The following is a 26,035-nucleotide window of genomic DNA, read 5'->3' as shown; positions in this document are numbered from 1 at the left end:
CCGTTGCGGGTCTGCGCGTGCCGACGTAGACCTTGATTCAAGAAACGGAAAATCGATCGGGGACGTCCATGTTCGAGAAGATCCTCATCGCCAATCGCGGCGAGATTGCGTGCCGCATCATCAAGACGGCAAGGCGGATGGGGATAGCGACGGTTGCCGTGTTTTCGGACGCTGATCGGGATGCGCTCCATGTCGAGATGGCGGATGAGGCGGTGCATATCGGCGCCTCGCCGGCCGTGCAGTCCTATCTGGTGATCGAAAAGATCGTTGCCGCCGCGAAGGAGACGGGCGCGCAGGCGATCCATCCGGGCTATGGCTTCCTCTCCGAGCGTACGGCCTTTGCCGAAGCGCTCGCCGCTGCCGGCATCGTGTTCATCGGTCCCAATGCGGCGGCGATCGCGGCGATGGGCGACAAGATCGAATCGAAGAAGGCCGCGGCCGCGGCGGGCGTCTCGACGGTGCCGGGCCATCTTGGCGTCATCGAAAGCGAGGACGAGGCGGTCGCGATCGCCCGTTCGGTCGGTTTCCCCGTCATGATCAAGGCGTCGGCCGGCGGCGGCGGCAAGGGGATGCGCGTTGCCTATGACGAGGCCGGCGCACGCGAGGGCTTCCGCATGTCACGATCGGAGGCCCGCTCCTCCTTCGGCGATGACCGGGTCTTCATTGAGAAATTCATCGTCGAGCCGCGCCATGTCGAGATCCAGCTGCTGGGCGACAAGCATGGCAACGCCGTCTATCTCGGCGAGCGCGAATGCTCGATCCAGCGCCGCAACCAGAAGGTGATCGAAGAGGCGCCGTCGCCGCTTCTGGATGCGGCGACGCGACGCGCCATGGGCGAGCAGGCCGTCGCGCTGGCCAAGGCAGTCGGCTATGATTCCGCCGGAACGGTCGAGTTCGTTGCCGGGCAGGACAAGAGCTTCTTCTTCCTCGAGATGAACACGCGCCTTCAGGTCGAGCATCCGGTGACGGAACTGATCACCGGCCTCGACCTCGTCGAGCAGATGATCCGCGTCGCCGCGGGCGAGAAGCTAGCCTTCACGCAGGAAGAGGTTCGCCTCGATGGCTGGGCGATCGAGGCCCGCGTCTATGCTGAGGATCCCTATCGTGAATTCCTGCCCTCGATCGGCCGCCTGACGCGCTATCGCCCGCCAGCCGAGCGCAAGGAGAGCGGCGTGACGCTGCGCAACGATACCGGCGTGGTCGAGGGTTCGGAGATTTCCATCTTCTACGATCCGATGATCGCCAAGCTCTGCACCCACGCGCCGACGCGCGAGGCGGCGACCGCAGCGATGAACGATGCCCTCGACGCCTTCGTCATAGACGGCATCCAGCACAACATCCCGTTTCTTTCCGCCCTGATGGCGCATCCGCGCTGGGCCGAGGGGCGGTTGTCGACCGCCTTTATCGCCGAGGAATTTCCGGAAGGCTTCAAGGGGGCTGTGCCGACAGCCGAGGAAAAGCGCCGGCTCGCCGCGGTCGCCCTCGCCATGGAAATCGTGCGCAAGGACCGGCTGGATCGTCTCCCGGACCGGCTCGGACCGCATCCGAAGGGGTGGCGCCGCAACTGGGTGGTGAAGCTGGGATCTGAGGAATTGCCGCTTCAGGTCGATGTCGACAGCCTCGCGCCGCTGGCGATCCGGATCGGTTTCGCGGAAGGCGAGGCGCCCGTCGAGGTGCGGTCGATCTGGAGTCCGGGCGAACCAGTCTGGTCCGGCGCCTTTGGCGGCGAAGCCTTCGCCGTTCAGGTCCGGCGCAGCGGAATGGCCGACAGGCTGCTCCATCGCGGTATTGATGTCATCGCCCGCGCGATGAGCCAGCGCGTCGCCGAACTCGATCGCTGGATGCCGGAGAAGCGTGTCGCCGATACGTCGAAGGTGTTGCTCTGCCCGATGCCCGGTCTTGTCGTTTCGATCGCGGTGGCGGAGGATCAGCGGGTGAAGGCCGGCGAGACGCTGGCGATCGTCGAGGCAATGAAGATGGAGAACGTCCTCAGAGCCGAGCGTGACCTGACAGTGGCGAAGATCGAAGCCAAGCCCGGCGACAGCCTCGCGGTCGACGCTGTGATCATGCGCTTCGCCTGAGTGGCGAAGCAGAGCGCCTCAATCGGCCTCGACCAAGCTATCCGTCTTGACGTTCATCAGATTGCCGCGCCATTCGAAACCACTGCCTGAGACGGCGGCGACCCAAAGTACCGGTAAGGCGAGATCTCGCAGGATCCAGGCCAGCGCCTGCTTCGGCGTGCAATGCCAGCCGAGGCTGATCGCCATCAGCCCTTCCGCCACATACCAAGCGACGGCCAGCAGCGCGGCCGACCAGAGCGGAATGACGTCGGTGAACCCGAGGATGAAGGCGACGAGGATCGGGAAGAACCCGCCGACGATCAGCTCCATCGAGAAGAAAACCGGGAAGGTCACGCGGCGCAACCGAGCCCAGCGGAGCTGACGCGACCAGACGGCGCGCACAGTGCGATGGCCGAGCGGCTGAGGGAATGGCAACTCGACGAGGCGGACATCGCGTCCGGCTCCGCGGATCACCTTGGTCGAGGCGGCGTCCTCGGCGGGTTCGGCGGCCAGCGCATCAATGCCGCCATTGTCGTCGAGATATTCGCGCCGCCACAACATCGACTTCCCCTGCGCGAAGCCGTTGCCGACCGCATCGGCGGCGAGCTGCCAGCGGGCCTGGAAGGTATTGAGGAAGGCACACTCGACCTCGGCCGCCGTGCCGTTCGGCTCGCTACCGAGGGGAGGGGAACAGACGAGGCCGGTGGTCGAGGACCAGCGGCTCAGCATGCGCGTCAGATAATCGTGCGGCATCAGGACATTGCTGTCGGCCATGACGATCCAGTCATGCCGTGCGGCCTTCCAGCCCTTCACGAGATTATTGAGCTTCGGATTGATGCTGATGCGATCGTCGCCGATCAGCAGGCGCGCCGGAACGTCCGGACGCTCGGCGATGAGCTTGTTCACGACCGGAATAATCGGATCCTTGTCGCTCGCGACGCAGAAGATCAGCTCATATTCGGGATAATCAAGATCGAAACCGGAGCGCAGCGTTCGCTCGATCGAGTTTTCGAGGCCGCAGACCGGACGCAGGATCGATACAGGTGGCGTCTCGGCCGGCTTCACGTAAAGCCTTCCGACAGCGATACGGCCCCGCAGGATAACGAGGCCGATGCTGGCGAACTGGACCACAGCGGTGACGACGCAGAAGGCAATCCCTGCCCAGGCGGCGAAGAGTCCGGCTTGCTCGATCATCGCGACGACCCTCCGAAGAGGGAGATGGAGTGCCGCTGCGAATTGTTGTTCATCGGTCGCTTATGGTTCGAACGGGCCAACGAGTCGATCAAAATAATATTTTGCTTCCTATCCTCGTGGCCGAGGTCCGTGTCGATTTGATGACGCGGGACGGAAGCTTGACGCGGCGATCGTCGACGCGCAAGCCCTTCCGGTGAACCCATATTCGAAACGGCGGGAGTGTTGCCGATGGCGCAGACGGTGCTGCTCGACCTGGATGGTACGCTGACGGACCCCTATCCGGGAATCAGTGCTTCGATCCTGCATGCCCTGGAAAAGCTCGGCCGGCCGGCGGTCGATGAGGCGACCTTGCGCGCGGCCGTTGGCCCGCCGCTGGAGGCTGCCTTCGCCGCGATGCTGGACGGCGATGCGGTCATGGCGAAGGAGGCATTGCGTCTTTACCGCGAGCGTTATGCCCCGGTCGGCATCTATGAGAACCGGGTCTTCGACGGCATTCCGGAGCTTCTGGGACAATTGCGGGCCGACGGTCTTCGCCTTTTCATTGCGAGTTCCAAGCCGCGCGTGTTCTGCGAGGCGATCGCCGACCATTTCGGATTCGCCTCTTACTTCGAGCGAATCTATGGTTCCGAACTCGATGGCAGCCGCGTCGGCAAGGCGGACCTCATCGCCCATCTCCTGGCTGAAGAGGGCATCGAGGCGGGGCGTTCCGTAATGGTTGGCGATCGACGCCACGATATCGATGGCGCCAGGGCCAATGGCATGCGGGTGATCGGCGTCGCCTGGGGCTATGGCAGCGCCGAGGAATTCGCGGCTTCGCCGCCCGATGCGATGGTGGCGAGCGTCGAAGACCTCCGCACCGAGATCCTGCGTCAGCTGGCGATCATTCCATGACAGCGCGAATCGGCTTGCATGTCCGTGTCACGGGTGCGGTGCAGGGCGTCGGCTATCGTGCCTTCGTCGAACGAGAGGCCGTCGGTCGCGGCCTTTCAGGCTGGGTGCGCAACCGGCGCGATGGGAGCGTCGAGGCGGTACTGTCCGGCGATGCCGAGGCCGTGGAAGCCGTGCTCGCCGCCTTCCTGTCCGGCCCGCGGCTCGCCCGCGTCGCTAAAGTCGAACGCATCGCCGAAGTCGAACCCATCGACGGACCTTTCCTCGTCGCTCCGAGCCACTAGAGGCCCGTCAGGCAGAGATCGTGGGGCCGAAATGCTGCTCAAATCTGGCGCGCAGCACCGAATCAAATTCCGGCATGGAGATGATCTGCCCCATGTCGACGAGGCTGGTGACGCCATGGCCGCGCACGCCGCAGGGCACGATGCCGTCGAAATGGGTCAGGTCGGGATCGATATTGATGGCGATGCCGTGAAAGCTGACCCAGCGGCGCACGCGAATGCCAATCGCCGCGACCTTGTCTTCTGCCTCTGGGCCCTTGTCGGGCCGGCGTAGCCAGACTCCGACGCGATCCTCCCGCCTTTCGCCGCGCAGATTGAACGCGCCGAGCGTTTCGATCACCCAGGCTTCCAGCGTCGCCACGAAATGGCGCACGTCGCGGCCGCGCTTGCCGAGGTCGAGCATGACATAGGCCACCCGCTGCCCGGGCCCATGATAGGTGTACTGGCCGCCGCGCCCGGTCGCGAACACGGGGAAGCGGGCGGGCTCCAGCAGGTCCTCTTCCTTCGCGCTGGTGCCGGCGGTGTAGAGCGGCGGATGCTCGACAAGCCAGATGCGTTCCGGGGCGTTGCCAGCGGCTATGGCCGCGACTCGCTCTTCCATCTCGGCAACGGCATTCGGATAGTCTACTGGATGATCGGCCACCATCCACTCCACGGCAACGTTGCCACTCGGTAGCAACATGGTGTGGTCGAGGGCTGCCCGGGAAAGCATCGTGGTGTCCATTTCGGTCGTCCGATAATCAGCCTGCCCATACACCGTACCGGCGATACGGCCGTATTTGCTGGTTCCCGCCAAGGATTTCGTTCAAGGCACCTTAGGCAGGGAATGAGCTATTTCGCGAACGAATATTGGCATGCTAATACCCTCTTGCAAGCATCGCGAGGTTCTTAGCCATGCCTGCAAAAGGGGCAGCATTTCTCATCCGAGGATCCGGGTTGACGAGCAGCGTCTCGCGTGGGGATTCGGCTTTCGGTAAAACCGACGCCGCATCTCGGTGCGCAATATCAGGTCCGCCACGACCTTCTTTGGCGGAACGGATCATGGAGGAGAGCCGGTGTCGTCCTTTCCGCGAGTAGTGGTCTATGGCGCGTCGGGCCATGCGCTTGCTTGCCGTGACATGCTGGAGAATGGTTTTGCTCCGCACCGCGTCTGTGAAGTCATCGCCTATATGAAGGATGGCGCCGAGGAAGGCGCCAGTGTTGACGGGCTGCCGCTCATTTCCTTTGAGGATTGGCAGGCGCGCTATGCGCGCGAAATTCCCTGCATCGTCAGCATCGCCGCGCCCACACCGCGCAAGCGCCTTGTGCAGAAGGTCGTCGATGCGGGCGGCTTCTTCATCCCGTTCTATGACCGACCGGAAGTGGCATTCCGGAAGGTGAAGGTCGGCGAGGGATCGGGCATCGCGCTCCCCGTCTTCATCGGCCAGAACTCGCGAATCGGTGCGCATGTTCTTGTTAGCCCGATGTGCTCGATCGGCCATGACGTCACCATCGGCGATTATTGCTCGCTGGCGCCCAGTGTGACGATCTCGGGCAATGTCGTCGTGAAGGAAGGCGTCTTCCTCGGCGCAGGTTCCGTGGTCGTCAACGGCAAGGCCGACAAGCCACTGATCATCGGCGAGGGCTGCAACATCTCGGCCGGTGCCGTGGTCACCAAGTCGGTTCCCGACGGCGAAACGATGATCGGCAACCCGGCGATCACGCTGGACGAATTCAGCCGGACGCGCCGTTATCTGCGCGACGTCGTCCCGGAGGAGGATGAGGAATAGGCGCCGGGCCGAACTCATCCACAGCTTGCGCTTGCCACCGGGGAATCCATTTGCTACATCCGCGCCGGTTCGCCGGATCGGAACAAGCGGTCGTGGCGGAATTGGTAGACGCGCAGCGTTGAGGTCGCTGTGCCGCAAGGCGTGGAAGTTCGAGTCTTCTCGACCGCACCAATCCCGGTGAACTTACGACGACGGCGGCCCTCGGGCCGCCGTTCTCGTTTCTGGCGTACAGTTATCGATGTGGCGCCATCGCCATGCGGGCACAGAAGCCGCGGAACAGCATCGTCTCCGGCCCGTTTTCGCTTTACGGCGCCGAGCCGCGACGTCTAAAGCTCGGCCAGCCGCTTTTCCCGCCATTCGCCCGGCCCTCGCCGCGGAGGTCTCATGTCGGATCCGACGACGATAGAGCCCGAACTCCGCACCGAAGCGCCGCCGATCGCGCTCCGCGACGCCGACGACAATCTGTCCGCCAGCTTCCTCGATGCGTTGGTCGAGGCGATCGAGGCCCGCGACGCTGCGCGCGCCCGAGAGCTGACCGAGGATCTGCACGAGGCCGATCTCGGCGACATTCTGGAGCAACTGACGTCGGAGCAGCGCCCCGAGCTCATCCAGCTTCTGGGCGACGCCTTCGATTTCACGGCGCTGACCGAACTGGACGAGAATACCCGCGTCGAGATTCTCGAGGATCTGCCGCCGGAGACGGTCGCCGAGGGCGTGCGCGATCTCGATTCGGACGACGCGGTCTACATCCTCGAGGACCTCGACCAAGCCGAGCGCGACGAGATCCTGGCGCAGCTCCCCTCGGTCGAGCGCGTCGCCCTGACGCGCAGTCTCGATTATCCTGAAGAGAGCGCCGGCCGGCGTATGCAGACGGAGTTCATTGCCGTCGCCTCGTTCTGGACCGTCGGGCAGACGATCGACTACATGCGCGAGGCCGAGGATCTGCCCGAGGCCTTTCATGAGCTCTTTGTCGTCGATCCCTCGTTCCGCCTGCTCGGCCGCGTCGCGCTCGATCGGCTGCTGCGCACCCGCCGCAACCGCAAGATCGCCGATCTCGTCGACGAGAACCCGCATGTCGTCCAGGCGACCGACGAGCTCGACGACGTCGCGCGCATGTTCCAGCGCTACAATCTGATCTCCGCCGCCGTGGTCGACGAGGCTGGACGGCTGGTCGGCCTGATGACCATCGACGATATCGTCGACGTGCTGGAAGAGGCGGCCGACAAGGATATCAAACGTCTCGGCGGCGTGGGCGACGAAGAGGTCTCCGACCGCGTCTGGTACATTGCGAAGAGCCGCTTTCCCTGGCTGCTGATCAATCTCGGGACAGCGCTGCTGGCTTCCAGCGTCATCGGCCTGTTCCAGGACGAGTTGCAGCGAATGGTGGCGCTGGCCGTGCTGATGCCGATCGTCGCGAGCCAGGGCGGCAATGCCGGCACCCAGACCATGACCGTCGCCGTGCGCGCGCTCGCGACTCGCGCGCTCGGTCCGCACAACGCGCTGCGTGTCATCGGCCGTGAACTGGTGGTCGGCCTCCTCAACGGCCTTCTTTTCGCGGCCATCGTCGGCGGATTCGCCGTCTTCCGCTTCGGCGTGCCCGATCTTGGCTTTGTTATCGCCGCCGCCATGATGATCAACCTCGTCGCCGCGGCGCTGGGGGGCATCCTGATCCCGCTAACGCTGCACAAGTTGAAAGCGGACCCGGCGATCGCCTCTGGAGCCTTCGTCACGACGGTCACGGATCTGGTCGGCTTCTTCTCGTTTCTGGGCTTCGCCGCCCTCTGGTTTGGCTTCGCCTGAGCGCTGCCTAGCTTCGCGCCATGTTTCCCGGCCGGACAAAATGTGACCGTGTTTTGATGCTCCACAATCGACTTCTCCGCCAAAAGCGTTAGACGGAGAGCGGATATTTTGCGGCGCACGCGCCGGCAGGGGCGATTGGAAGGGCGAATTGGATCTATCGACCGGAGGCATCAGGACGGGCGTCGTCGGCCTCGGCTATTTCGGCTCCTTCCATGCCCGGCACCATGCCGCCAATGCGAAGTCGCGTCTCGTCGGCGTCGTGGATGCGGATAGCGCCCGCGCCGACGCCGCGGCTGCTACCCATGGCGCCCAGGCCTTTTCCGACCACCGCGACCTGATCGGCCGCGTCGATGCCGTGTCCATCACGGTGCCGACCTCGCTGCACCATGGTGTCGCTGGCGATTTCCTCGATGCGGGCGTGCATGTGCTGATCGAAAAGCCGATCGCTCATTCTCCCGAGGCGGCGCGCGATCTCATTGCCCGCGCGAAAGCCAGCGGCGCGGTGCTGCAGATCGGCCATATCGAGCGCTTTTCGCCGGTTTTCGGCCTGCTGAAGCAGCGCGTCGTCCAGCCGCGCCATATCGAATGCGTCCGGATCGGACCGTGGCGGGGCAGGGCGGTCGATGTCGACGTCGTGCTCGATTTGATGATCCACGATATCGATCTCGTCCTGTCGCTGGTGGCTTCGCCGGTCGAATCGGTCGACGCCGTCGGCTCGCCGGTACTGTCGCCGACCAATGATTTCGCCCACGCGCAGCTTCGCTTCGCCAACGGCACGACCGCCCATCTTTCGGCCAGCCGCGTCGCGGAACGCACCGAGCGCGCCATTCGCCTCGTCGAGCCGGACCGTTACTGGACGGCGGACATGGCCGAGCGCACCGTGTCGTCGTTCAGCCGCACCGCCGGCCTTGATTCGCGCGAGGCTTTTTCCGTGCCGCCAAGCGACAATCTCGCGCTTGAAATTGATTCGTTCCTCGACGCTGTCGCGACGACATCTCGTCCGCTCGTCGACGGGAAGGCGGGGCTTGATGCCCTGATGGTCGCCGAGGCGATCCTTCGCAGCATCGCCGCGACCGCTCCCGCCCCTGCCGCTCTCGCAATCGGAGGTTCCTTCTGATGGTGTCCCAGTCTCGTCCGGCCGTCAGCGTTGCGCCGGGCCGCGTGGCCTTTTTCGACCTGCAGCGCCAGCAGCGGCGGATCCATGACGATGTCCGCGCCCGTATGGATGCCGTGCTCAACCACGGCCAGTTCATCCTCGGGCCGGAAGTCGAGCAGCTCGAGCAGAAGCTGGCCGCCTATGCCGGCGTGCCGCACGCGATCGGCGTCTCCAGCGGCCGCGACGCGCTGATGATCGGCCTGATGGCGCTCGGCATCGGTCCCGGCGACGCCGTTTTCGTGCCGGCCTTCACCTTCGCGGCGACAGCCGGCGCCGTCTGCTCCGTTCAGGCAACGCCGATCTTCGTCGATGTCGATCCTGACACCTTCAACATGGATCCCGCCGATCTGGAACGGGCCGTGGCCGAGGTGATCGCGGCCGGCGAACTAACCCCGCGCGTCGTCATGCCGGTGGATCTCTATGGCCTCCCGGCCGATTACGAGGCGATCGGCAAGATCGCGCTTCGCCACGAGATGATTGTCTTCTCCGACGCGGCGCAGAGCTTCGGCGGCACGGCGGGCAATCGCCGTGTTGGCGGCATGGCCCCGATCTCGGCGACCAGCTTCTATCCGACCAAGCCGCTCGGCTGCTATGGCGACGGCGGCGCGATCCTGACCGACGACGACGCGATCGCCGACGCCGTTCGCACGCTGCGCTCACATGGGCGCCAGGGCACGGGCGACGTCGCCGTGCGCAACGGCATCACGGGGCGCCTCGACACGGTGCAGGCAGCGATCCTGCTCGCCAAGATGACCATCTTCGACGACGAACTGGTGCGCCGCGACGAGATCGCCGCGCTCTATGACGCAGCTCTTGCCGGCGTGGTGGGCTTGCAGAAGCGCCCCGCCGGCTACAAGAGCGCCCATGCGCTCTACACGATCCGTTCCGATGAGCGCGACCGCCTGAAGGCCGAGCTCGACGCGAACGGCATCGGCAATGCGCTGTTCTACCGCCTCGCCCTGCATCAGCATCCGGCCTTCGCCGAGGTGCCGAAGCGGCCGCTGCCGGTCTCCGAGCGCCTCGCCGACACCGTGCTGAGCCTGCCGATGAACCCGGACTTGACCGACGAGGAAGTCGCGCGCGTCATCGCGGTCGTGCGGGAATTCGTCTCGGCCTGATCGGCTCCGGCTTTGTTTCATCAGACCCGGCGCCCCATCTTGACGGATGGAGCGCCGGGTCTGACATTTTCCGTCCAGCCTATTGCGGAGCTTCCTTCATGCCTACGTTCATCCGGGCGCACGGTGCGGCCATTCCTGCCATAGGCCTCGGCACCTGGATGCTGACAGGGGAGGCTTGCACCGACGCCGTCGAGGCGGCGATCGGCATCGGCTATCGCCACATCGACACTGCCATCGGCTACGGCAATGAGAGAGAGGTCGGCGAAGGCATCCGCCGTGCCGGCCTCGATCGCGACAAGCTGTTTCTCACCACCAAGATTCCGCCGGAGCAGCTCGCGTCCGACGACATGCTGCGTGCCGCGGAAGGCAGCCTCGAGCGCCTCGGCGTCGATCAGGTCGACCTGCTCCTGATCCATTGGCCGAGCCGCACGCTTTCGGCCAGCGAGACGATCCGATCGCTGAACGCGGTCAAGGCACGTGGCCTGACGCGCCATATCGGCGTCTCGAATTATACGATCGCCCTGCTGGACGAGGCCTGGAGCGCTACGGATGCGCCGATCGTCGTCAATCAGTGCGAGCATCATCCCTATCTCGACCAGGCCCGGCTGCGCGCCGCCACCGCCGCCCATGGAACCGCCTTCGTCGCCTATTGCCCGCTCGGACAGGCGGACGTGCTGGACGAGCCGGTCATCCAGGACATTGCCGGCCGCCTCGGCCGCAGCCCGGCGCAGACGGTTCTGCGCTGGCAGTTCCAGAAGGGCTGCGTCTCCATCCCGAAGAGTTCGCATCCCGCCCGCATCCGTCAGAATCTCGACATTTTCGGCTTTGAGATTTCCGATGAGGATATGGCGTCGATCGACAGCCTGAGTTCGGCCGGAACGCGCATCTGCAACTTCCCCTCGATCGCACCCGACTGGGACGAATGAGCCCGGGCGGCGGGAGACGATCGATGTTCTTCTATCTCGCCAAGCTTGGCTGGTATTTCGCGCAGCCCTCGGCCCTGCTGCTGGTGCTGCTCTTCGTTGGCCTCGTGGCGATCGGGTTGGGCTGTGTGCGCTCGGGCGGATCACTCGTGCTTGTCTCCACCGCCGGACTGCTGATCGCCGGCTTCCTGCCGCTCGGCCCGGCGATGATGCTGCCGCTCGAAGACCGCTTTCCGCGCACGGATCCGAAAGGTCCCGTTGCCGGCATCGTCGTGCTCGGCGGCGCGATCGATACGCGGATCAGCGAGTCGCGCGGCGACTATGCGCTTGCCGACGCCGCCGAGCGCATGACCGAGGCCGTTCGTCTCGCGCGGCTCTATCCCGAGGCGAAGATCGTCTTTACCGGCGGCTCTGCCGATGTCATTCCCGATGGATCGACGGAATCCGATCCGGCCCGGGCCTTCCTCCTCGCCATGGGCCTACCGGCGGATCGCCTGATCATCGAGGGCCGCAGCCGCGATACCGCCGAGAACGCTCGTTTCACGAAGGAACTCGTGCAGCCGAAGCCGGGCGAGACCTGGCTGCTCGTCACGTCCGCCTGGCACATGCCGCGCTCCATCGGCTGCTTCCGCGCCGTCGGCTGGGACGTGACCGCCTGGCCGACCGACTACCGCACGTCGGGACCAGCCGACCTGTGGTCGCCGATGTCGCGACCATCCTCAGGTCTCGCCATGGTCGACCTCGCCGCCAAGGAATGGATCGGCCTTGTGGCCTATCGGATCGCCGGACGGACGGACGCGCTGTTTCCGGGGCCGTGAAGAGGCGCGTTCCGTCACTCGAGCACGTCAGAGCAGGGATCGCATCGTCGCCAGACTGCAAGCTCTTGAACGACCGGCGAGGAGCGTCTATATCTGTATCGTGTCACGTTACAAGTGACATTTTGAGGCGACGCTGCGAGGTCGATCGCCTGTCGCACGAGAAATGGGAGCATAAGAAGGAATTCGTTATTTTGATTGTTTCTTTCAAGAATAAGGGGCTTGAAGAGCTGTTCCTCGAAGGAAAGACGGCGAAGATTTCGTCGAAATTTCATGAGAGGATCATCGTAAGGCTCGACGCGTTGGATGCGGCAACCAAACCGGAGGATGTGAACATCCCTGGTTTCAATTTTCATATGCTGAGTCCGAGATCAGCGGGACGCTACACTGTCCATGTGAATGGGCCTTGGTGCGTGACCTTCGGGTTCATCGATGGAAATGCTTTCGATGTCGACTTCGAACAGTACCATTGATTGAATCCCTCCATTGTTCCTCATGGAGCAGGGAGGACCCTCTACTCAGGCCAATCGTGGCCGATCAGGAAACCGGAGACATTTGACAATGAGCGCGGAAAGCCTCGCTCGCCGCCCCCATCGGGCTCCCACCCACCCCGGCGTCTTGCTGCGCGATACCGTGCTGCCGGCGCTCAACAATATGTCGATTACCCAGATGGCCGATACGCTGCGGGTATCGCGCCAGCAGCTTCACCGCGTCCTCGCCGCCGAGGCCGGCATTTCGCCGGAGATGGCCCTGCGGCTGGGCAAGTTTTGCGGCAACGGTCCCGAGCTTTGGCTCAATATGCAGAGGAATTACGACCTCTGGCAGGCGAGGGAGCGGATCGGCAAAGAAGTCGATGCGATCCCGACCATGGCCGTCGCGTAGCAAGTGTCTCAACAGAAAGGCTATCGGAGGCCGGCCAGAATGGACCTCTGGGCTTGACGAACGGACGTTGTTCCGGATTTGTTCTGGTTCTTCAGCGAGAGGGACGGAACCATGATCTGGCGGTCACGGCATATCGGCATCGGCATTGAACGGCCTTTTGAGGCGGTCAGCGACTTCCTTGCCGTGCCGGAGAATTTTCCGAAATGGGCGGAAGGGCTTGGCGGATCCTTCGAGCCTGCCGGCGGTCTCGACTATCGTCTGGAGACGCCGACGGGCAGCGCGCGCGTCCGCTTTTCGCCGCCGAACCCCTATGGCATTGCCGACCACACCGTGTTCATCAGTGAAGCCGAGCCGATCTTGAACCCGCTGCGCGCCATGCCGAACGATACCGGCAGCGAGGTTGTCTTCACGCTGTTCCAGCGCCCGGGCATGTCGAACGAGGATTTCGAGCGCGACGCGGCATGGGTCGCCAAGGATCTCAAGACGTTGAAGGCGTTGCTTGAATCAGAATGAGAGCGAAGATGGCCTGACTATCGATCGGAACGGCTTATTGCGCCTCAATCCTGTTTCGGCCCGATCCTGTAGACGCCTTTGAAATCTCCCGGATCGACAATCTTGCCCTTCCGCAGGATCGCGGCCCGGCCGTCTTTCGCCAGCCGCACGGCGACGCGGCGGATCGGAATCATCAGGAGGCGCCAGACCTTCTCGTCATTGCCGGCGATCTGCCGTGCGATTTCGGTCGGGTCGAGGCTCTTTTTTTCCGGCAGCGTCGCAAGCCTTTCCGTGATCGCCGTCTCGATGGCCGCATCATCGGCGATCATGATTTGACCTCTCGCGCCGCCTTGATCACCGCTCTCGCCGCTGGCGACAGGAACTGGCGATAGGCCTGAACCGAGAAGATGGTTGCGGTTGCCAGCATGAAGACCCAGCCATTGATGAACCAGCCGAGATAGCCGATCGCGAAGAAGAAGGCGCGCAGGCCGTGGTTGAAGTGACGACCGGCGATGATGATGAATTGCGCCGCCCGGTCGGCCGCGGCGACGGCCTCCTCCTCGCCGGCATGGACGGCGCTCGGCGTCGCGCCGACGAGGATCGAGGCATAGTTGAAGAGGCGGTAGGACCAGCCGAACTGGAAGAACGCATAGCCGAAGATCAGGATAAGGCCGATCGCCTTCAGTTCGAACAGCCCGCGCGGTACGGACGATTGCATCGACAGATCGTTGAGGACGCCGAAAATCCGGTCCGTGGCGTTCAGGAGCGCGAACGCCGAGCCGATCGCGAGCAGCGAGGTCGAGGCAAAGAAGGCGGTGCCGTTCTGCAGCCCGCTCATGATCGCTGTGTCGATCATGCGCAGGTCGCGGCGCGCCATCACCTGCATCCAGCGCTTCCGCTGCACGTCCATTGCCGAGGACAGCGAACGGCCGGTGCCGGCGAGCCGTCCGATCAGCGTCGCATAGCCGATCCAGGCCGCGAGGAAAAAGAGAACGGCGACGATATCGAGCGTCGACATGTCGATCATGGCCGGTATCCTGGCTGCCAACCGCGCCTCGGACGCCGGCGCGCGCTCATCGCCGGGCGAAAAGTCGGGCGAGCGGCATGCGCCCGATCACGGCGATCATCACGACGACCAGCGCCAGCCCACCCAGAACCGGCGAGTGCAGCACCATGCCGCCGATCGTCAGCAGGAGGGCTGCGATGATGCCGACCATTGCGATTCGGCTTGCGGTCAGGGCGATCGAGGGCGTGATTTCGTTGCTCATAAGGCTGTGATAGGGCAGGTGGTCCCTGCTCCACAATCGTCCCTGTGGAAAAATCGCGTCGCGGCTTTGACGGCGCTGTTCGCAAGGCGAATGGTCGGCCCATGTCGCTGCACATGATCAAGCTTTGCGTCGGGGTCGAGACGGTCGACGAAATCGTCGACTGGATCGCCGAGTTCCTGGCGCGCCAGCGCCAGCTCGGCCTCGACGCGGAAGACACGCACACGACGCGGATGATGCCGAAGCGCGCAGCCGAAATCCTCGATGGCGGCTCGCTCTATTGGGTCGTCAAGGGCCAGGTCCAGTGCCGGCAGCGCATTCGCGATCTTCGCCCCGTGACCGGCGAGGACGGCATAGAGCGCTGCCAGATCGTGTTCGAACCGGAGGTCGTGCTGACCGAATGGCAGCCGAAGCGGCCATTTCAGGGCTGGCGCTATCTCGAAGCCAAGGACGCGCCGCGCGACCTCGCCGCGATCGGCGGTAGCAGTGGTGACGAATTGCCGGCGGCACTCAAGGCCGAACTCGCCGAACTTGGGCTGCTCTGACGCTTCAGACGGCGATATTGTCGATCAGACGCGTCGTGCCGAGCCAGGCGGCGGCCAGCAGGCGCAGCGGTTCGCTTGCGACGATCTGCGGTTCGGCCAGCGTTTCGGCATTGCGAAGGGCCAGATAGTCCGGCTTGAAACCGGCGGCGCGCAACATCTCAAGGCCGCGCATCGTCGCCTCGGTGGCGGGAGCGCCGGCCCGGATCTCGTCCGCCACGCTTCGCATCGTTGCCGACAGCGTCACGGCGTTACGCCGTTCCTCTGCCGACAGATAGGCGTTGCGCGAGGAGAGGGCCAAGCCGTCGACCTCTCGGATCGTCGGCAGGCCGACGATCTCCGTCGGCAGGCGCAGGTCGGCGACCATCCGGCGAACAACGAGCAGCTGCTGGTAGTCCTTCTCGCCGAACATCGCGATGTCGGGAAAGCCGGCGATCAGCAGCTTGGCGACCACGGTGGCGACACCGGCGAAGAAATGCGGCCGGAACTCCGTTTCGAGCCCGAGAGCCGGTCCGGCGAGCGAGATCGTGGTGGCGTAGCCCGCCGGATACATCTCGGCCGCGTTCGGCGCGAACACCGCCTCGACACCGAGCCCCGCGAGCTTATCGACGTCGGAACTCTCGGTGCGCGGATAGGCGCCGAAATCCTCGCTGGGCGCGAACTGGGCCGGATTGACGAAGATCGTGACGACGATGCGGTCAGTGCGGCGCCGCGCTTCCTCGACGAGCGCCAGATGCCCCGCATGCAGCGCGCCCATGGTCGGGATCATGCCGACCGTGAGGCCCTGGAGGTGCCAGGAGGCGGTGGCGGCGCGCAATTCCCCGACGGTGCGCAGGATGGCCGGCAAGGTCGTCATGGTCAGGTCTCGTGGCGGCAGGGGCAGGGAGACCCTTTTGGCCTATTGCGGCCAGCTTCGCCAGACCCCATTAGAGGTCGGACGCCGGCTCAGCGGCGGCATTGGAGACCGCATGGGCCTCTTCCTTCCGCTTCTCGGCGCCTTCGCCCTCGCCGTGATCCTCGTCTATCTCTTTGCCCGCCCGAAGGGACCGGATGCAGGCCGGCGCCTCCTCAAGCGTGCCGCCGCAGGCACGCTGCTGGCGATCGGCGCGGTCTTGACGTTGACCGGAAAGATGGTCGCCGGCGTCCCGTTGATCGCCTTCGGGCTTTATCTGTGGCGTCCGGCGATCCTGGAGCCGGGCCCGGTCATCGCCGATGGCGCCGTCAAGGCCGGACGTTTTGCCGGCCGGAGCCTCGACAGCCTGAGCCGCGACGAACTCGTCCAGCTCTATCTGGGCCTCGCCTCAAGGCCGCGCGATCGCGCCATCCTCGAAGCTCATCTCGATCGCCGGATACCCGGCTGGCGAGAACACTTCCAGCGTGATGCGGCAGGCGGGGCGCGCCGCGCGCCTGGCTCGGGCGCCATGACAGATGAGCAGGCCTACCAGATCCTTGGCCTTGCGCCCGGCGCTGCCGAGGCCGAGATCCAGGCGGCCTATCGGCGGCTTATGATGCGCGTCCATCCCGATCAGGGGGGATCGACGTTCCTGGCCGCCCAGATCAACGAGGCTAAGGAAAGACTCCTCGGCAGACATCGGTAGCTCCCATACGCAATACAAAAAGGGAGATGGTCGGTCGATTGATACGAAGAACGCCTTCTAGTCGGCGATCGCCAAACAGCTGACGTCGCGCTTCTTCAGGTAGTCGCAAGCTGCGCGTGCCTTGTCCTTGCTAGCAAAGCCGGTAAAGCGGGCGCGGTAGAACGTATCGCCGCCCTTGGCTACCGACTCGACGGCCGGGCTGGCGGAAGCGAGCATCTTGCCGCCCTTCGACCGCGCCTTGTCGAGCAGGGAGCGGGCTCCATCCTCGGTCGGCGCGGCGGCGATCTGGACCTTCCAGCCCGGAGCGCTGACCCGCGCGGCGGAAGCCGGGGCCGGATCCTCGGTATCGCCTTGGGCGATGGTCTTGCCCTCTTCACCCTCTTCGGTCGCATCGTTCTGCGCGGCGTTATCGATGCCGGCGACCGAGGCGGTCATGGTGACGGGCTGGGCCACCTGCTTGCCGCTCGGACCCTGCTGGAACACCATGCGCGGGCCGTCGCTGGCGGCCGGCGCGGCAGAGGCGAGTGCCAGTGCTTCCGGCGCGGGCTCGGAGATCTCGGCCATGTCGTCGCTGGGAATGGCGTTCTGCGTTTGCACGGCGCGAGCCTGAGGCACGGGACGAGTACGTGGAGCCGGAGCGAGCGACGCCGTTTCGATGACGTCGGGGGCCTCGACCGCCGCCGGGGCGGGGGCAGGGGCGGGGGCGGGCGCCGCCGCGATTTCCGGCTCCGGCGCGCTCTTCTTCTGCATGAGCTTGGCGATCAGCGAGTCGCCCTTCGCCGGTCCGGCATAGGCGACGGGCATGTATTTGGCGATCAGGCCCATCATCTGGCGGTCACGCGAGGCGCCGGACGCGCCGCCCATGACGGAGGCGACGATATAGCGATTGTCGCGCTTGACCGAGGAGACGAGGTTAAAGCCCGAGGCGCGGGTGTAGCCCGTCTTGATGCCGTCGACGCCTTCGACGCGGCCGAGCAACTTGTTATGGTTGCCGATGGTCTGGCCGCGATAGACGAAGGCCTTGGTCGAGAAATAGCGATAATAGGTCGGGTAGCGCGCCTGGAGCGCCCGTCCGAGCGTCGCCATGTCGCGCGCCGTCGTCCACTGGTTCGGGTTGGGAAGGCCCGAGGCATTGCGGAACGTCGTGCGGCTCATGCCGATGGCGCGTGCGGTCACCGTCATGCGGTTGGCGAAGGCGGCTTCGGAGCCAGCGAGGTTCTCAGCGATGACGACGGCCGCATCATTGGCCGAGCGCGTGATCAGGCCGAGCATCGCATCGCGAACCGAGACCGTGGAGCCCGGCTTCAAGCCGAGCTTCGTCGGCGACTGGCGCGAGGCGAAGACGGAAACGCGCAACTGGGAATCGAGGGTCAGCTTGCCGCTGTCCAGCGCCCCGAAGAGCATGAACAGGGTCATCATCTTCGTCAGCGAGGCGGGGTGGCGCAACCCGTCCGGGTCGCTGGAGTAGAGAACCTTGCCGGTCTTGGCATCGACGACGATCGCCGATTGCGGCGCCGCCTGCGCGGCTGTCGCCGCGCCTGCCGAGATCGCGCCGGCGACAACCAGTGCCGCGCAAGCACCTCGGGACGACCGCACAAAAAGGCGACCTATCGGGCTCAAAGCCTTCAACATGTCGAACAATATCTCCACGCCTCGCTTGGCCGGCTGCATCCGGCCAAGGTGCCCGCATCAAAACAATACCATGACCGGAGCATTTTTTGGGCAGAGCCGACGCCGCGACGAAAACCCTGCTTGGCCGGGGAGGGGCGGCAGGACGTCCTGGCTTCCGCTCGGCTTTCTGGACTCTCGCGACGCTGACGCGTCACCGTCCGCCGATCACCAACAAAGGCTAAGGAAACGCCGTTACGAATCGGTAAAGGTCGACAAATTTCATCATTCCCGATTTGGGGCGCTTCGTCACGGCAAAGCGCGGCGGCGGCAATTTGGGCCATGGTGCAGCGCAGCAATTTTGCTTGACTTTTATGTTGCGGCGCCTAAATAGAATGCGTGGGCGGACAGGCGATTGGGCCGGCGCTGTTGTGGAGGTTGGTACATGATCAACGGTTTCGATAGCGTTCAGAAGGCCTCGAAAGACAATATCGACCTCACGATGAAGAGCTTCGATTCCTTCGGCAAGGGCGTCCAGGCGATCGCGGTCGAGGCGGCCGACTACTCGAAGAAGAGCTTCGAATCCGGCACCGCCGCGCTCGAAAAGCTCATGGCAGCCAAGAGCATCGAGAAGGCCGTTGAAGTGCAGAGCGAATACGCCAAATCGGCCTATGAGGGCTATGTCGGAGAGATGACGAAGCTCACCTCGATGTGGACCGAGTTCGCCAAGGAAGCCTACAAGCCGTATGAAGGCGTCTTCGGCAAGTTCCCGAAGTAAGAGCTCCGCGCTCGCAGCTACCGAAGCCCGGCTCGTGCCGGGCTTTTTGATTCATGGGACGCCATCTTGGAGGTTGAGACCTCTGCACCGGCGGGCACGGCGCCTCAACCGCCCCTTGAGGGCGGGTCGAAAGTGAAAAGCCCTTTCGGGGCGGGGGTAGCTTCGGACGTCGGAAAGGTGCGAGGATGGCTATCGGGGCCTGAGACTGGCCTATCCGTCGGTGCCCCCGCCCCGAAAACGCCATAGACGCGTTTTCGACCCGTGCTCCAGGGGCGGGTTAAGGCTGTGACCGTGGCTCAGGGGGCGTAACGCCCTGGCTTCGCAGCACAATCAAATAAATCTATCCCCGCCCGCCACAACCGGAAGTATACTCGTCGTCACCCCTGCCCACCGAAGAGGGCGAACCGGTCGTTCCGTTTGCGGGTGGGGTTCGGCGGGCTGTGAGGGGCGGGCGTAACGAGCCTGATCGTCACGGCGGCCGGGAATCCGATGCGCCGGGCTCCGTGTACGCGGGCCAGCGGCGGGCGCTGAGGCCTCTTCCGCGAGGGAGGGCTCATGCGTGGGAATTGCCGCCGGGTGACCCAGCAACGAAACACCCACGGTCCATCGGCACCGGCTGTAAAACTCACCGGCGCGGGGCGCCGGCTGCCCGGTCACGGGCGGATCGGGCTAACCTATCGAATTCACCGTCGGCGCGCCGCCCGCGCACCGGCACCCGGCCGCCCCGCGCGACCTCTTCGGAGAAACCTGGCGGCGGCAGTCGGCGGGGAGGGTGGTGCTGGGCAGCTTCAGCGCGTTGGGGCAAAGGGTCGCCAGAGCCTCGTATCGAACTGAAAGTGCCGCCGATGGGCGATGCGGAAGGACGAGGCGCTTGGATGACGCGGATTGAGGAGCCAATTGGCGCTTTCCGGCACGATCGCAGAGGGTACGCGAAGAACGGCCGTTGCCTCGTTCCGAGCCCAACGATCGCCGACGGCCTGCGGATCTTCCGGCAAGGCCGATACCGTTTCCGTCGCCGCGTCGCCGACATCGATGCCGATCAGTTCAAAATCGTCTGGCAAGAGGTCTGGCGTCAGGTCGAGATGAACGCGCACTTCGAGAACGGCCAGCGCTGCCGCTTCCGCCGCGTAGACCATCGGGACGCCCGGCGAATTCCAGCGTCCGCCAAGGCGGCGGGCTCCCTCGCCGGTCAGATCGGCATAGGGCGTGCGGCAGATGCGCCAGACGATCGCCAAGAAACGATCCTCAGGCCGCGAGGCCGTGATCGATGCGAGCGAGCAGATCTTCGACGATGAGCGCGCCTTCGGATGTGTCGAGCAGCGAAAGCGGCGTGTCGCCGCCAAGTGCCGTCGTCGGGCGGCGCAGCCATGTCGCCGCCTTCTCCTGCGAGCCGAAGGTCTCCTCCGCCGCCGCGATCACCCGTGCGGTCCGCATCAGCCGGTCGGACTGGTCCGGCGTCAGCGTGCCGATCTTCCGGCGATGGGAGAGCGTCTTGCGGGGAAGGACGACCTGGTCGAGTTCGGCGAGGCTCAGCCGCCCGCTGGCGATAACATGCTCGACGGCGCCGACAGGCAGTCCGTCCCGCATCGCGGCCACGAGCTCCCTACCGCTCCGAACGGAATGCCCAAGGGCGACACTACCGCCGACGATCTCGATGGCATGCTGGATGGTCATGAATGCGCTCCGGCTATATGCCGGTAAGATAGGGGCATATGGCCGGGGTGGCAAGGAGGGGATGCGGGCCGACGCGTTGTTTGCGTGCCCCGCTGCCGGCCGCCCCGCGCAACCTCTCGGTTCACCCTGGTGCAGGAAGTTGGAGGGTACGAAGCGTTCCGCGTGGAGTAACTCGCCCGTGCAGTGAAGCCATGGCCCCTTGGATGTCGCATTAAAGGTCACCCATATGCGGGCGAGCCCGAAGGATGATGACTTTCTTGATATCTCCTTCGATCGAATTCAGGGTCCTATATTGAACGGCTATGGACGACCTCAGGTTATCGCCAAGCCGTCGAAAGGTATAAGAGGATATGCTGTCTATGATATTCTGGTAGGTGTCTCGATCGGCGTCTTTCGCAATCTCGAAGGGGAGCGTCTTACCAACTTCGAAGTCAAACATTCGTCCCTGACGAGAATTTGCGTTGAAGCTCGCTATACTAAATAACTTAGTCTTGAGATCATTGTCCGCAATTGTCGTCTGCAAGTACCGCTTGGTCGCGCTGTCGAATTTTACGCTATTGCCATCACCATTTATTATAATAATACTTCCGGCCCCTCGATTGACTACCGTATGCGCCGCCTTCAGGGACGGCTCGATAGCGTCCACCAGCGCACTGAGATCGCCCGGAGAAAGAACCTCTCTGGATTCCATTTCCTCAATTTGACTTGACGCTTTTCCACCGACGCCGCGATTCAGCAGGCTTTTTATAAAGTCCCCGATGAAATTTGCTGCAATTCCAGTAGTTATTGCTCCGCCGACTGCAGTTAAATTTTGCGGGTCGGTTATTATTTGCAGTATCGCGTCGAAGCTGCCGGGTTGCTGCGCTATCAGTTCGAAACGGAATGGCGGAGCATCGAAGTCTCGCCTCCGCACTCGACCTTCATGCAGGTAGTTCGTGAGAATGAGTATGGACCGCGTGATGCCATACAAGCTTTGTGCTGCTTCGTAGGCAGGCAGTCGATGGCTTGATGCTAGCTGACCATCGAATTTCACTACGATATTTTCTTCGACAAGGGCCATCTCTGAGCGTCCCAACTATCCGTTGGTACGCTCAGAGATTGTCTCGTCGATGTCAACTACACCCGCTCGTATTCCCGCACGTATCGCACTTCAGACAGGTGCCGTTCCGCACCATCGTGAAGTTCGCGCATTCGGTGCAGCTTTCGCCCTCATAGCCCTTCATCCGGGCGATGGCGGCCTGTTCGGCGGCTTTCATCTTGGGGGCGATGGAAGGCGCAACGGGTTCGACCGTGCCGACAATCATCTCAGGCGCTGCCCCGATATCGAGATCGCGCTTGAACGCCGTTGCGGTGCTGCCGACCTGGCTGGTCGTGCGCAACGCCGTTACCGTCGAGGACGTGGTCGCAGGGGTAGCCGCGGCGCCCTTCGATTCACCGGCGCTGTCGACGAGCTTGAAGCGCTCGGTCTTGCCGCGGACGAGGCCGTGGCTGACCTGTGCCGGCTTGCTGGTCGGGACGTCGCCGCCGCCGATCGACGTCGCGTGGTTATCGTCCGGGATGACGTGGGCCAGATCGTTGCGTCCGAGATAGGACACGGCGAGTTCACGGAACACATAATCGAGGATCGACGTCGCGTTCTTGATCGCCTCATTGCCGGTGACCATGCCGGCCGGCTCGAAGCGCGTGAACACGAAGGCCTCGACATATTCTTCCAGCGGGACGCCGTATTGCAGGCCAAGCGAGATGGCGATGGCGAAATTGTTCATCATCGCGCGGAAGGCGGCGCCCTCCTTGTGCATATCGATGAAGATCTCGCCGATGCGGCCGTCGCGATATTCGCCGGTATGGAGGTAGACCTTGTGGCCACCAACATTGGCCTTCTGGGTGTAACCCGTACGGCGATCCGGCATCTTCTCGCGCTTGCGCACCTCGCGCTCGATGATCCGCTCGACGATCCGCTCCGCGATCTGCTCGGCGCGCGCCGCGGCGGGCTTCGCCATCAGCGCCTCAGCGGCTTCCTCCGCGTCGTCCTCGTCATCGGCGAGGATCTGCGAATTCAGCGGCTGCGACAGCTTCGAGCCGTCGCGATAGAGCGCGTTGGCCTTCAGCGCCAGCTTCCACGACAGCATATAGGCGTTCTTCGCCTCTTCCACCGTGGCGTCGTTGGGCATGTTGATGGTCTTGGAGATGGCGCCCGAAATGAAGGGCTGCGCCGCCGCCATCATGCGGATGTGGCTCTCGACCGAGAGATAGCGCTTGCCGAGCTTGCCGCACGGATTGGCGCAGTCGAACACCGCATAGTGCTCCAGTTTCAGGAACGGCGCTCCTTCGAGCGTCATCGCGCCGCAGACATGGATGTTCGCCGCCTCGATCTCCTTCTTCGAGAAGCCGAGCGCGGCTAAGATCTCGAAGGCCGGGTCGTTCAGCTGCGCTTCGGTGAAGCCGATCGAGGTGAGGAATTCCTCACCGAGCGCCCATTTGTTGAAGACGAACTTGATATCGAAGGCCGAGGCGAGGGTGCCTTCCAGCTTCTCGAGCACCGCGTCGGTGAACCCCTTGGCCTTGAGGCTCGTGTGGTTGACGCCGGGCGCCTGCTTCAGCGAGCCATGGCCAACGGCATAGGCCTCGATCTCGGCGATCTGGTGCTCGGCATAGCCAAGCGTCCTGAGTGCCTCGGGCACGGCGCGGTTGATGATCTTGAAATAGCCGCCACCGGCCAGCTTCTTGAACTTGACCAGCGCGAAATCTGGCTCGATGCCGGTCGTGTCGCAATCCATGACGAGGCCGATCGTGCCGGTCGGCGCGACGACGGTCGCCTGCGCATTGCGATAGCCATGGGCCTCGCCAAGCGCCAGCGCCTTGTCCCAGGCCGCCTTGGCATGCGCACCCAGGCGAGCATCCTTGAGCGAGCCATGGTCAAGCGGAACCGGGAAGACGGAGAGGCCTTCATAGCCCTGCGTCTCGGCATGAGCGGCGCGGCGGTGATTGCGGATGACCTTGAGCATGGGCTCGCGGTTCTTGGCGAAGCCCGGGAACGGCCCGAGTTCCTTGGCCATCTCGGCCGAGGTCGCATAGGCGATGCCGGTCATGATCGCGGTCAGCGCGCCGCAGATGGCGCGGCCTTCAGCCGAGTCATAAGGGATGCCGTTGGTCATCAAGAGGCCGCCAATATTGGCGTAGCCGAGGCCGAGCGTGCGGAACTCGAACGAGCGTTCGGCGATCTCCTTCGACGGGAACTGCGCCATCAGCACCGAGATTTCGAGCACGACGGTCCAGAGCCGGCAGGCATGCTCATAATGATCGACGTCGAAGGAGCCATCCGGCGCGCGAAACTGAAGAAGATTCAGCGACGCCAGGTTGCAGGCCGTATCGTCGAGGAACATATATTCCGAGCACGGATTGGACGCGTTGATGCGCCCCGAGGCCGGGCTGGTGTGCCACTCGTTCATCGTGGTGTTGAAATGCAGTCCCGGATCCGCGGAGGCCCAGGCGGCATAGCCAATCTGTTCCCAAAGTTCGCGCGCCTTGAGCGTCTTGGCGACCTTGCCGTCGGTGCGGCGGATCAGCTTCCAGTCGCCATCGGTCTCGACGGCGCGCAGGAACTCGTCCGAGATCGAGACGGAATTGTTCGAATTCTGGCCCGAGACCGTCAGATAGGCTTCCGAGTCCCAATCGGTGTCGTAGATCGGGAAGTCGATGTCGGTGTAGCCCTGCTTGGCGAACTGGATGACGCGCAGGATATAGTTCTGCGGCACCATCGCCTTCTTGGCAGCCCGGATCTCGCGCTTCAGCGCCGGGTTCTTGGCTGGGTCGAAGCAATCATCGCCCGAGCCCTCACAATTGACGCAGGCCTTCAGGACCGCCTTGAGGTGTTGCGCATTGATCTTGGAGCCGGTGACCAGCGCCGCGACCTTCTGCTCCTCGCGCACCTTCCAGTTGATGTAGTTCTCGATATCGGGATGGTCGGCATTGACCACGACCATCTTGGCCGCCCGGCGCGTCGTGCCGCCCGACTTGATCGCGCCCGCCGCGCGGTCGCCGATCTTCAGGAAGCTCATCAGGCCCGACGACTTGCCGCCGCCCGAAAGCCGCTCGCCCTCGCCGCGCAGCGCCGAAAAATTGGAGCCGGTGCCGGAGCCATATTTGAACAGGCGCGCCTCACGCACCCAGAGGTCCATGATGCCGCCCTCATTCACGAGGTCGTCATTCACCCCCTGGATGAAGCAGGCATGCGGCTGCGGATGCTCGTAGGACGACTTCGACTTGGTGAGCTTGCCGGTCTTGTAGTCGACATAGAAATGGCCTTGGCTCGGCCCGTCGATGCCATAGGCCCAGTGCAGGCCGGTGTTGAACCATTGCGGGCTGTTCGGCGCCACCTTCTGCGTCGCCAGCATGAAGCGCAATTCGTCGAAGAAGGCCTGCGCGTCGGTCTCGCTATCGAAATAGCCGCCCTTCCAGCCCCAATAGGTCCAGGTGCCGGCGAGCCTGTCGAAGACCTGGCGGGAATCGACTTCGCCGACATAGCGCTCGCTCTCAGGGAGGGCGGCCAAGGCCTTCTCGTCGGCGACCGAGCGCCACAGGAAGGAGGGGACGTCGTTCTCCTCGACACGCTTCAACCGCGCCGGGACGCCGGCCTTACGGTAGTATTTCTGCGCGATGATATCCGCCGCCACCTGGCTCCAGCTCGACGGCACGGCAATGCCCTCGAGACGGAAAACGACCGAGCCATCCGGATTGCGGATCTCGCTCTTGGTCGTCCGGAACTCGATACCGGCATAGGCAGACTGCCCCTCGGTGGTGTAGCGACGTTCGATCCGCATCCTCGTCCAAGCCTCTTTCTTCAATAGCGGGAGCAACCCGCCACGGGCCGACCTCATCATAGGCCGACCATTGCCCTTGTCCAACGCGACCTGACGACTCTGGTTCATCCGAACCATCATCTTGTGGGTCAGCTTACGCAGGAACTCTAAATATAGTGTTTCTGTCCCGGTCAGACCAGCCGTCAGGCTGGAAATCCACGACAAAGAGGCACCGTTGCCGCGATCGTCACCAATCGCCGCCTGCCTCGTGATTACGCGTGAAGACCTGGAAAATCCGGACTGAAACGCTCCGGCGCGCATTCCAACGCTAACGAGCCAGAAGCTATGCCGAGTCCGACAAGAGCGTCAAGGAATGGTAGCCGACAAAACTTT

The 26,035-nt window shown here is 63.9% G+C and carries 26 protein-coding genes and 1 tRNA gene; 16 read left to right on the top strand and 11 right to left on the bottom strand.

Annotated features, from left to right (window positions below; genetic code table 11):
• Positions 1 to 68: 68 nt before the first annotated feature.
• Complete coding sequence (locus tag OSH05_RS17170; RefSeq protein WP_104221165.1) at positions 69 to 2,081, top strand: acetyl-CoA carboxylase biotin carboxylase subunit; 2,013 nt, start codon at positions 69 to 71, stop codon at positions 2,079 to 2,081.
• A gap of 18 nt (positions 2,082 to 2,099) precedes the next feature.
• Here OSH05_RS17170 and OSH05_RS17165 read toward each other — a convergent pair whose 3' ends face one another.
• The gene (locus OSH05_RS17165; RefSeq protein WP_104221166.1) at positions 2,100 to 3,254 is read right to left on the bottom strand and encodes a ceramide glucosyltransferase; all 1,155 of its coding nucleotides are present in this window, start codon (positions 3,252 to 3,254) and stop codon (positions 2,100 to 2,102) included.
• Positions 3,255 to 3,482: 228 nt separating this feature from the next.
• Between OSH05_RS17165 and OSH05_RS17160 the strand changes: the two genes are divergently transcribed.
• Together OSH05_RS17160 and OSH05_RS17155 are read left to right on the top strand one after the other, a co-directional pair.
• A complete protein-coding gene (locus OSH05_RS17160; protein WP_266352654.1) occupies positions 3,483 to 4,145 on the top strand; it encodes an HAD family hydrolase in 663 nt (220 codons plus the stop codon).
• The gene (locus OSH05_RS17155; RefSeq protein ID WP_104221168.1) at positions 4,142 to 4,426 is read left to right on the top strand and encodes an acylphosphatase; all 285 of its coding nucleotides are present in this window, start codon (positions 4,142 to 4,144) and stop codon (positions 4,424 to 4,426) included. Before OSH05_RS17160 ends, OSH05_RS17155 begins: the two co-directional genes overlap by 4 nt.
• A gap of 7 nt (positions 4,427 to 4,433) precedes the next feature.
• On the opposite strand, the gene lipB is transcribed toward OSH05_RS17155, so the two are convergent.
• Entirely contained in the window at positions 4,434 to 5,147 is a 714-nt protein-coding gene (gene lipB / locus OSH05_RS17150) for a lipoyl(octanoyl) transferase LipB (protein WP_407660405.1), read from the bottom strand.
• Between the two features lie 331 nt (positions 5,148 to 5,478).
• Here lipB and OSH05_RS17145 point away from each other — a divergent pair, with 331 nt between their 5' ends.
• The 10 genes from OSH05_RS17145 to OSH05_RS17100 all read left to right on the top strand — a co-directional run bounded on the left by OSH05_RS17145 (position 5,479) and on the right by OSH05_RS17100 (position 13,399).
• A complete protein-coding gene (locus OSH05_RS17145; RefSeq protein ID WP_133163165.1) occupies positions 5,479 to 6,192 on the top strand; it encodes an LbetaH domain-containing protein in 714 nt (237 codons plus the stop codon).
• Between the two features lie 86 nt (positions 6,193 to 6,278).
• Positions 6,279 to 6,363, top strand: a tRNA-Leu gene (locus tag OSH05_RS17140).
• 213 nt (positions 6,364 to 6,576) lie between these two features.
• Positions 6,577 to 7,992 carry a magnesium transporter gene (mgtE, locus tag OSH05_RS17135; RefSeq protein ID WP_266352651.1) on the top strand — a complete coding sequence of 472 codons (1,416 nt, stop codon included), beginning with the start codon at positions 6,577 to 6,579 and terminating at the stop codon, positions 7,990 to 7,992.
• Positions 7,993 to 8,140: 148 nt separating this feature from the next.
• Positions 8,141 to 9,109: a Gfo/Idh/MocA family protein gene (locus OSH05_RS17130; protein WP_165801591.1), complete on the top strand. Its 969-nt coding sequence runs from the start codon at positions 8,141 to 8,143 to the stop codon at positions 9,107 to 9,109.
• Positions 9,109 to 10,266: a DegT/DnrJ/EryC1/StrS family aminotransferase gene (locus OSH05_RS17125; protein ID WP_104219266.1), complete on the top strand. Its 1,158-nt coding sequence runs from the start codon at positions 9,109 to 9,111 to the stop codon at positions 10,264 to 10,266. The genes OSH05_RS17130 and OSH05_RS17125 overlap by 1 nt, the downstream gene beginning before the upstream one ends.
• Positions 10,267 to 10,364: 98 nt before the next feature.
• Entirely contained in the window at positions 10,365 to 11,192 is an 828-nt protein-coding gene (locus OSH05_RS17120; protein WP_104219265.1) for an aldo/keto reductase, read from the top strand.
• 23 nt (positions 11,193 to 11,215) lie between these two features.
• On the top strand, positions 11,216 to 12,007 hold the full coding sequence (locus OSH05_RS17115; RefSeq protein ID WP_104219264.1) for a YdcF family protein: 792 nt from the start codon (positions 11,216 to 11,218) through the stop codon (positions 12,005 to 12,007).
• Between the two features lie 191 nt (positions 12,008 to 12,198).
• Positions 12,199 to 12,477 (top strand): type II toxin-antitoxin system RelE/ParE family toxin, encoded by a 279-nt coding sequence (locus OSH05_RS17110; RefSeq protein WP_104219263.1) that lies wholly within the window; start codon positions 12,199 to 12,201, stop codon positions 12,475 to 12,477.
• An 88-nt stretch (positions 12,478 to 12,565) separates the two neighbouring features.
• Positions 12,566 to 12,886, top strand: coding sequence for a HigA family addiction module antitoxin (locus OSH05_RS17105; protein WP_104219262.1), 321 nt, complete (start codon positions 12,566 to 12,568; stop codon positions 12,884 to 12,886).
• Positions 12,887 to 12,997: 111 nt separating this feature from the next.
• The gene (locus OSH05_RS17100; RefSeq protein WP_104219261.1) at positions 12,998 to 13,399 is read left to right on the top strand and encodes a polyketide cyclase; all 402 of its coding nucleotides are present in this window, start codon (positions 12,998 to 13,000) and stop codon (positions 13,397 to 13,399) included.
• A gap of 44 nt (positions 13,400 to 13,443) precedes the next feature.
• Here the strand turns inward: OSH05_RS17100 and OSH05_RS17095 are convergent, their stop codons facing one another.
• Genes OSH05_RS17095 through OSH05_RS17085 form a run of 3 tightly spaced genes read right to left on the bottom strand, consistent with a single transcriptional unit; the run spans position 13,444 to position 14,646 of the window.
• A complete protein-coding gene (locus OSH05_RS17095; protein WP_104219260.1) occupies positions 13,444 to 13,707 on the bottom strand; it encodes a DUF3253 domain-containing protein in 264 nt (87 codons plus the stop codon).
• Positions 13,704 to 14,405, bottom strand: a complete 702-nt coding sequence (locus tag OSH05_RS17090) for a DUF599 domain-containing protein (protein ID WP_104219259.1) — start codon at positions 14,403 to 14,405, stop codon at positions 13,704 to 13,706. Before OSH05_RS17090 ends, OSH05_RS17095 begins: the two co-directional genes overlap by 4 nt.
• A 46-nt stretch (positions 14,406 to 14,451) precedes the next feature.
• Complete coding sequence (locus OSH05_RS17085; RefSeq protein WP_104219258.1) at positions 14,452 to 14,646, bottom strand: hypothetical protein; 195 nt, start codon at positions 14,644 to 14,646, stop codon at positions 14,452 to 14,454.
• 101 nt (positions 14,647 to 14,747) lie between these two features.
• Here OSH05_RS17085 and OSH05_RS17080 point away from each other — a divergent pair, with 101 nt between their 5' ends.
• Entirely contained in the window at positions 14,748 to 15,188 is a 441-nt protein-coding gene (locus tag OSH05_RS17080) for a DUF1489 family protein (protein ID WP_104219257.1), read from the top strand.
• 4 nt (positions 15,189 to 15,192) lie between these two features.
• Here the strand turns inward: OSH05_RS17080 and panC are convergent, their stop codons facing one another.
• Positions 15,193 to 16,041: a pantoate--beta-alanine ligase gene (gene panC / locus OSH05_RS17075; RefSeq protein WP_104219256.1), complete on the bottom strand. Its 849-nt coding sequence runs from the start codon at positions 16,039 to 16,041 to the stop codon at positions 15,193 to 15,195.
• Between the two features lie 112 nt (positions 16,042 to 16,153).
• On the opposite strand from panC, the gene OSH05_RS17070 reads away from it, so the two are divergent.
• Positions 16,154 to 16,783, top strand: a complete 630-nt coding sequence (locus OSH05_RS17070) for a DnaJ domain-containing protein (RefSeq protein WP_104219255.1) — start codon at positions 16,154 to 16,156, stop codon at positions 16,781 to 16,783.
• 57 nt (positions 16,784 to 16,840) lie between these two features.
• Here OSH05_RS17070 and OSH05_RS17065 read toward each other — a convergent pair whose 3' ends face one another.
• A complete protein-coding gene (locus OSH05_RS17065; protein ID WP_207778750.1) occupies positions 16,841 to 18,379 on the bottom strand; it encodes a D-alanyl-D-alanine carboxypeptidase in 1,539 nt (512 codons plus the stop codon).
• Between the two features lie 457 nt (positions 18,380 to 18,836).
• Here OSH05_RS17065 and OSH05_RS17060 point away from each other — a divergent pair, with 457 nt between their 5' ends.
• A complete protein-coding gene (locus tag OSH05_RS17060; protein WP_104219254.1) occupies positions 18,837 to 19,169 on the top strand; it encodes a phasin family protein in 333 nt (110 codons plus the stop codon).
• A 788-nt stretch (positions 19,170 to 19,957) separates the two neighbouring features.
• Here the strand turns inward: OSH05_RS17060 and OSH05_RS17055 are convergent.
• From OSH05_RS17055 to OSH05_RS17040, 4 genes are all read right to left on the bottom strand, one after another.
• A complete protein-coding gene (locus OSH05_RS17055; RefSeq protein ID WP_266352647.1) occupies positions 19,958 to 20,404 on the bottom strand; it encodes an RES family NAD+ phosphorylase in 447 nt (148 codons plus the stop codon).
• Between the two features lie 10 nt (positions 20,405 to 20,414).
• Positions 20,415 to 20,843, bottom strand: coding sequence for a type II RES/Xre toxin-antitoxin system antitoxin (gene parS, locus OSH05_RS17050; protein ID WP_104219253.1), 429 nt, complete (start codon positions 20,841 to 20,843; stop codon positions 20,415 to 20,417).
• A 211-nt stretch (positions 20,844 to 21,054) separates the two neighbouring features.
• Positions 21,055 to 21,903: a DUF7946 domain-containing protein gene (locus OSH05_RS17045; protein ID WP_104219252.1), complete on the bottom strand. Its 849-nt coding sequence runs from the start codon at positions 21,901 to 21,903 to the stop codon at positions 21,055 to 21,057.
• Positions 21,904 to 21,955: 52 nt separating this feature from the next.
• Positions 21,956 to 25,663, bottom strand: coding sequence for a vitamin B12-dependent ribonucleotide reductase (locus OSH05_RS17040; RefSeq protein ID WP_104219251.1), 3,708 nt, complete (start codon positions 25,661 to 25,663; stop codon positions 21,956 to 21,958).
• Between the last annotated feature and the right edge of the window lie 372 nt (positions 25,664 to 26,035).

This window comes from Kaistia algarum, from assembly GCF_026343945.1.
Lineage (GTDB): Bacteria > Pseudomonadota > Alphaproteobacteria > Rhizobiales > Kaistiaceae > Kaistia > Kaistia algarum.
The sequence above is the reverse complement of the archived record's forward strand: the minus strand, read 5'-3'. Positions and strand labels throughout refer to the sequence as shown.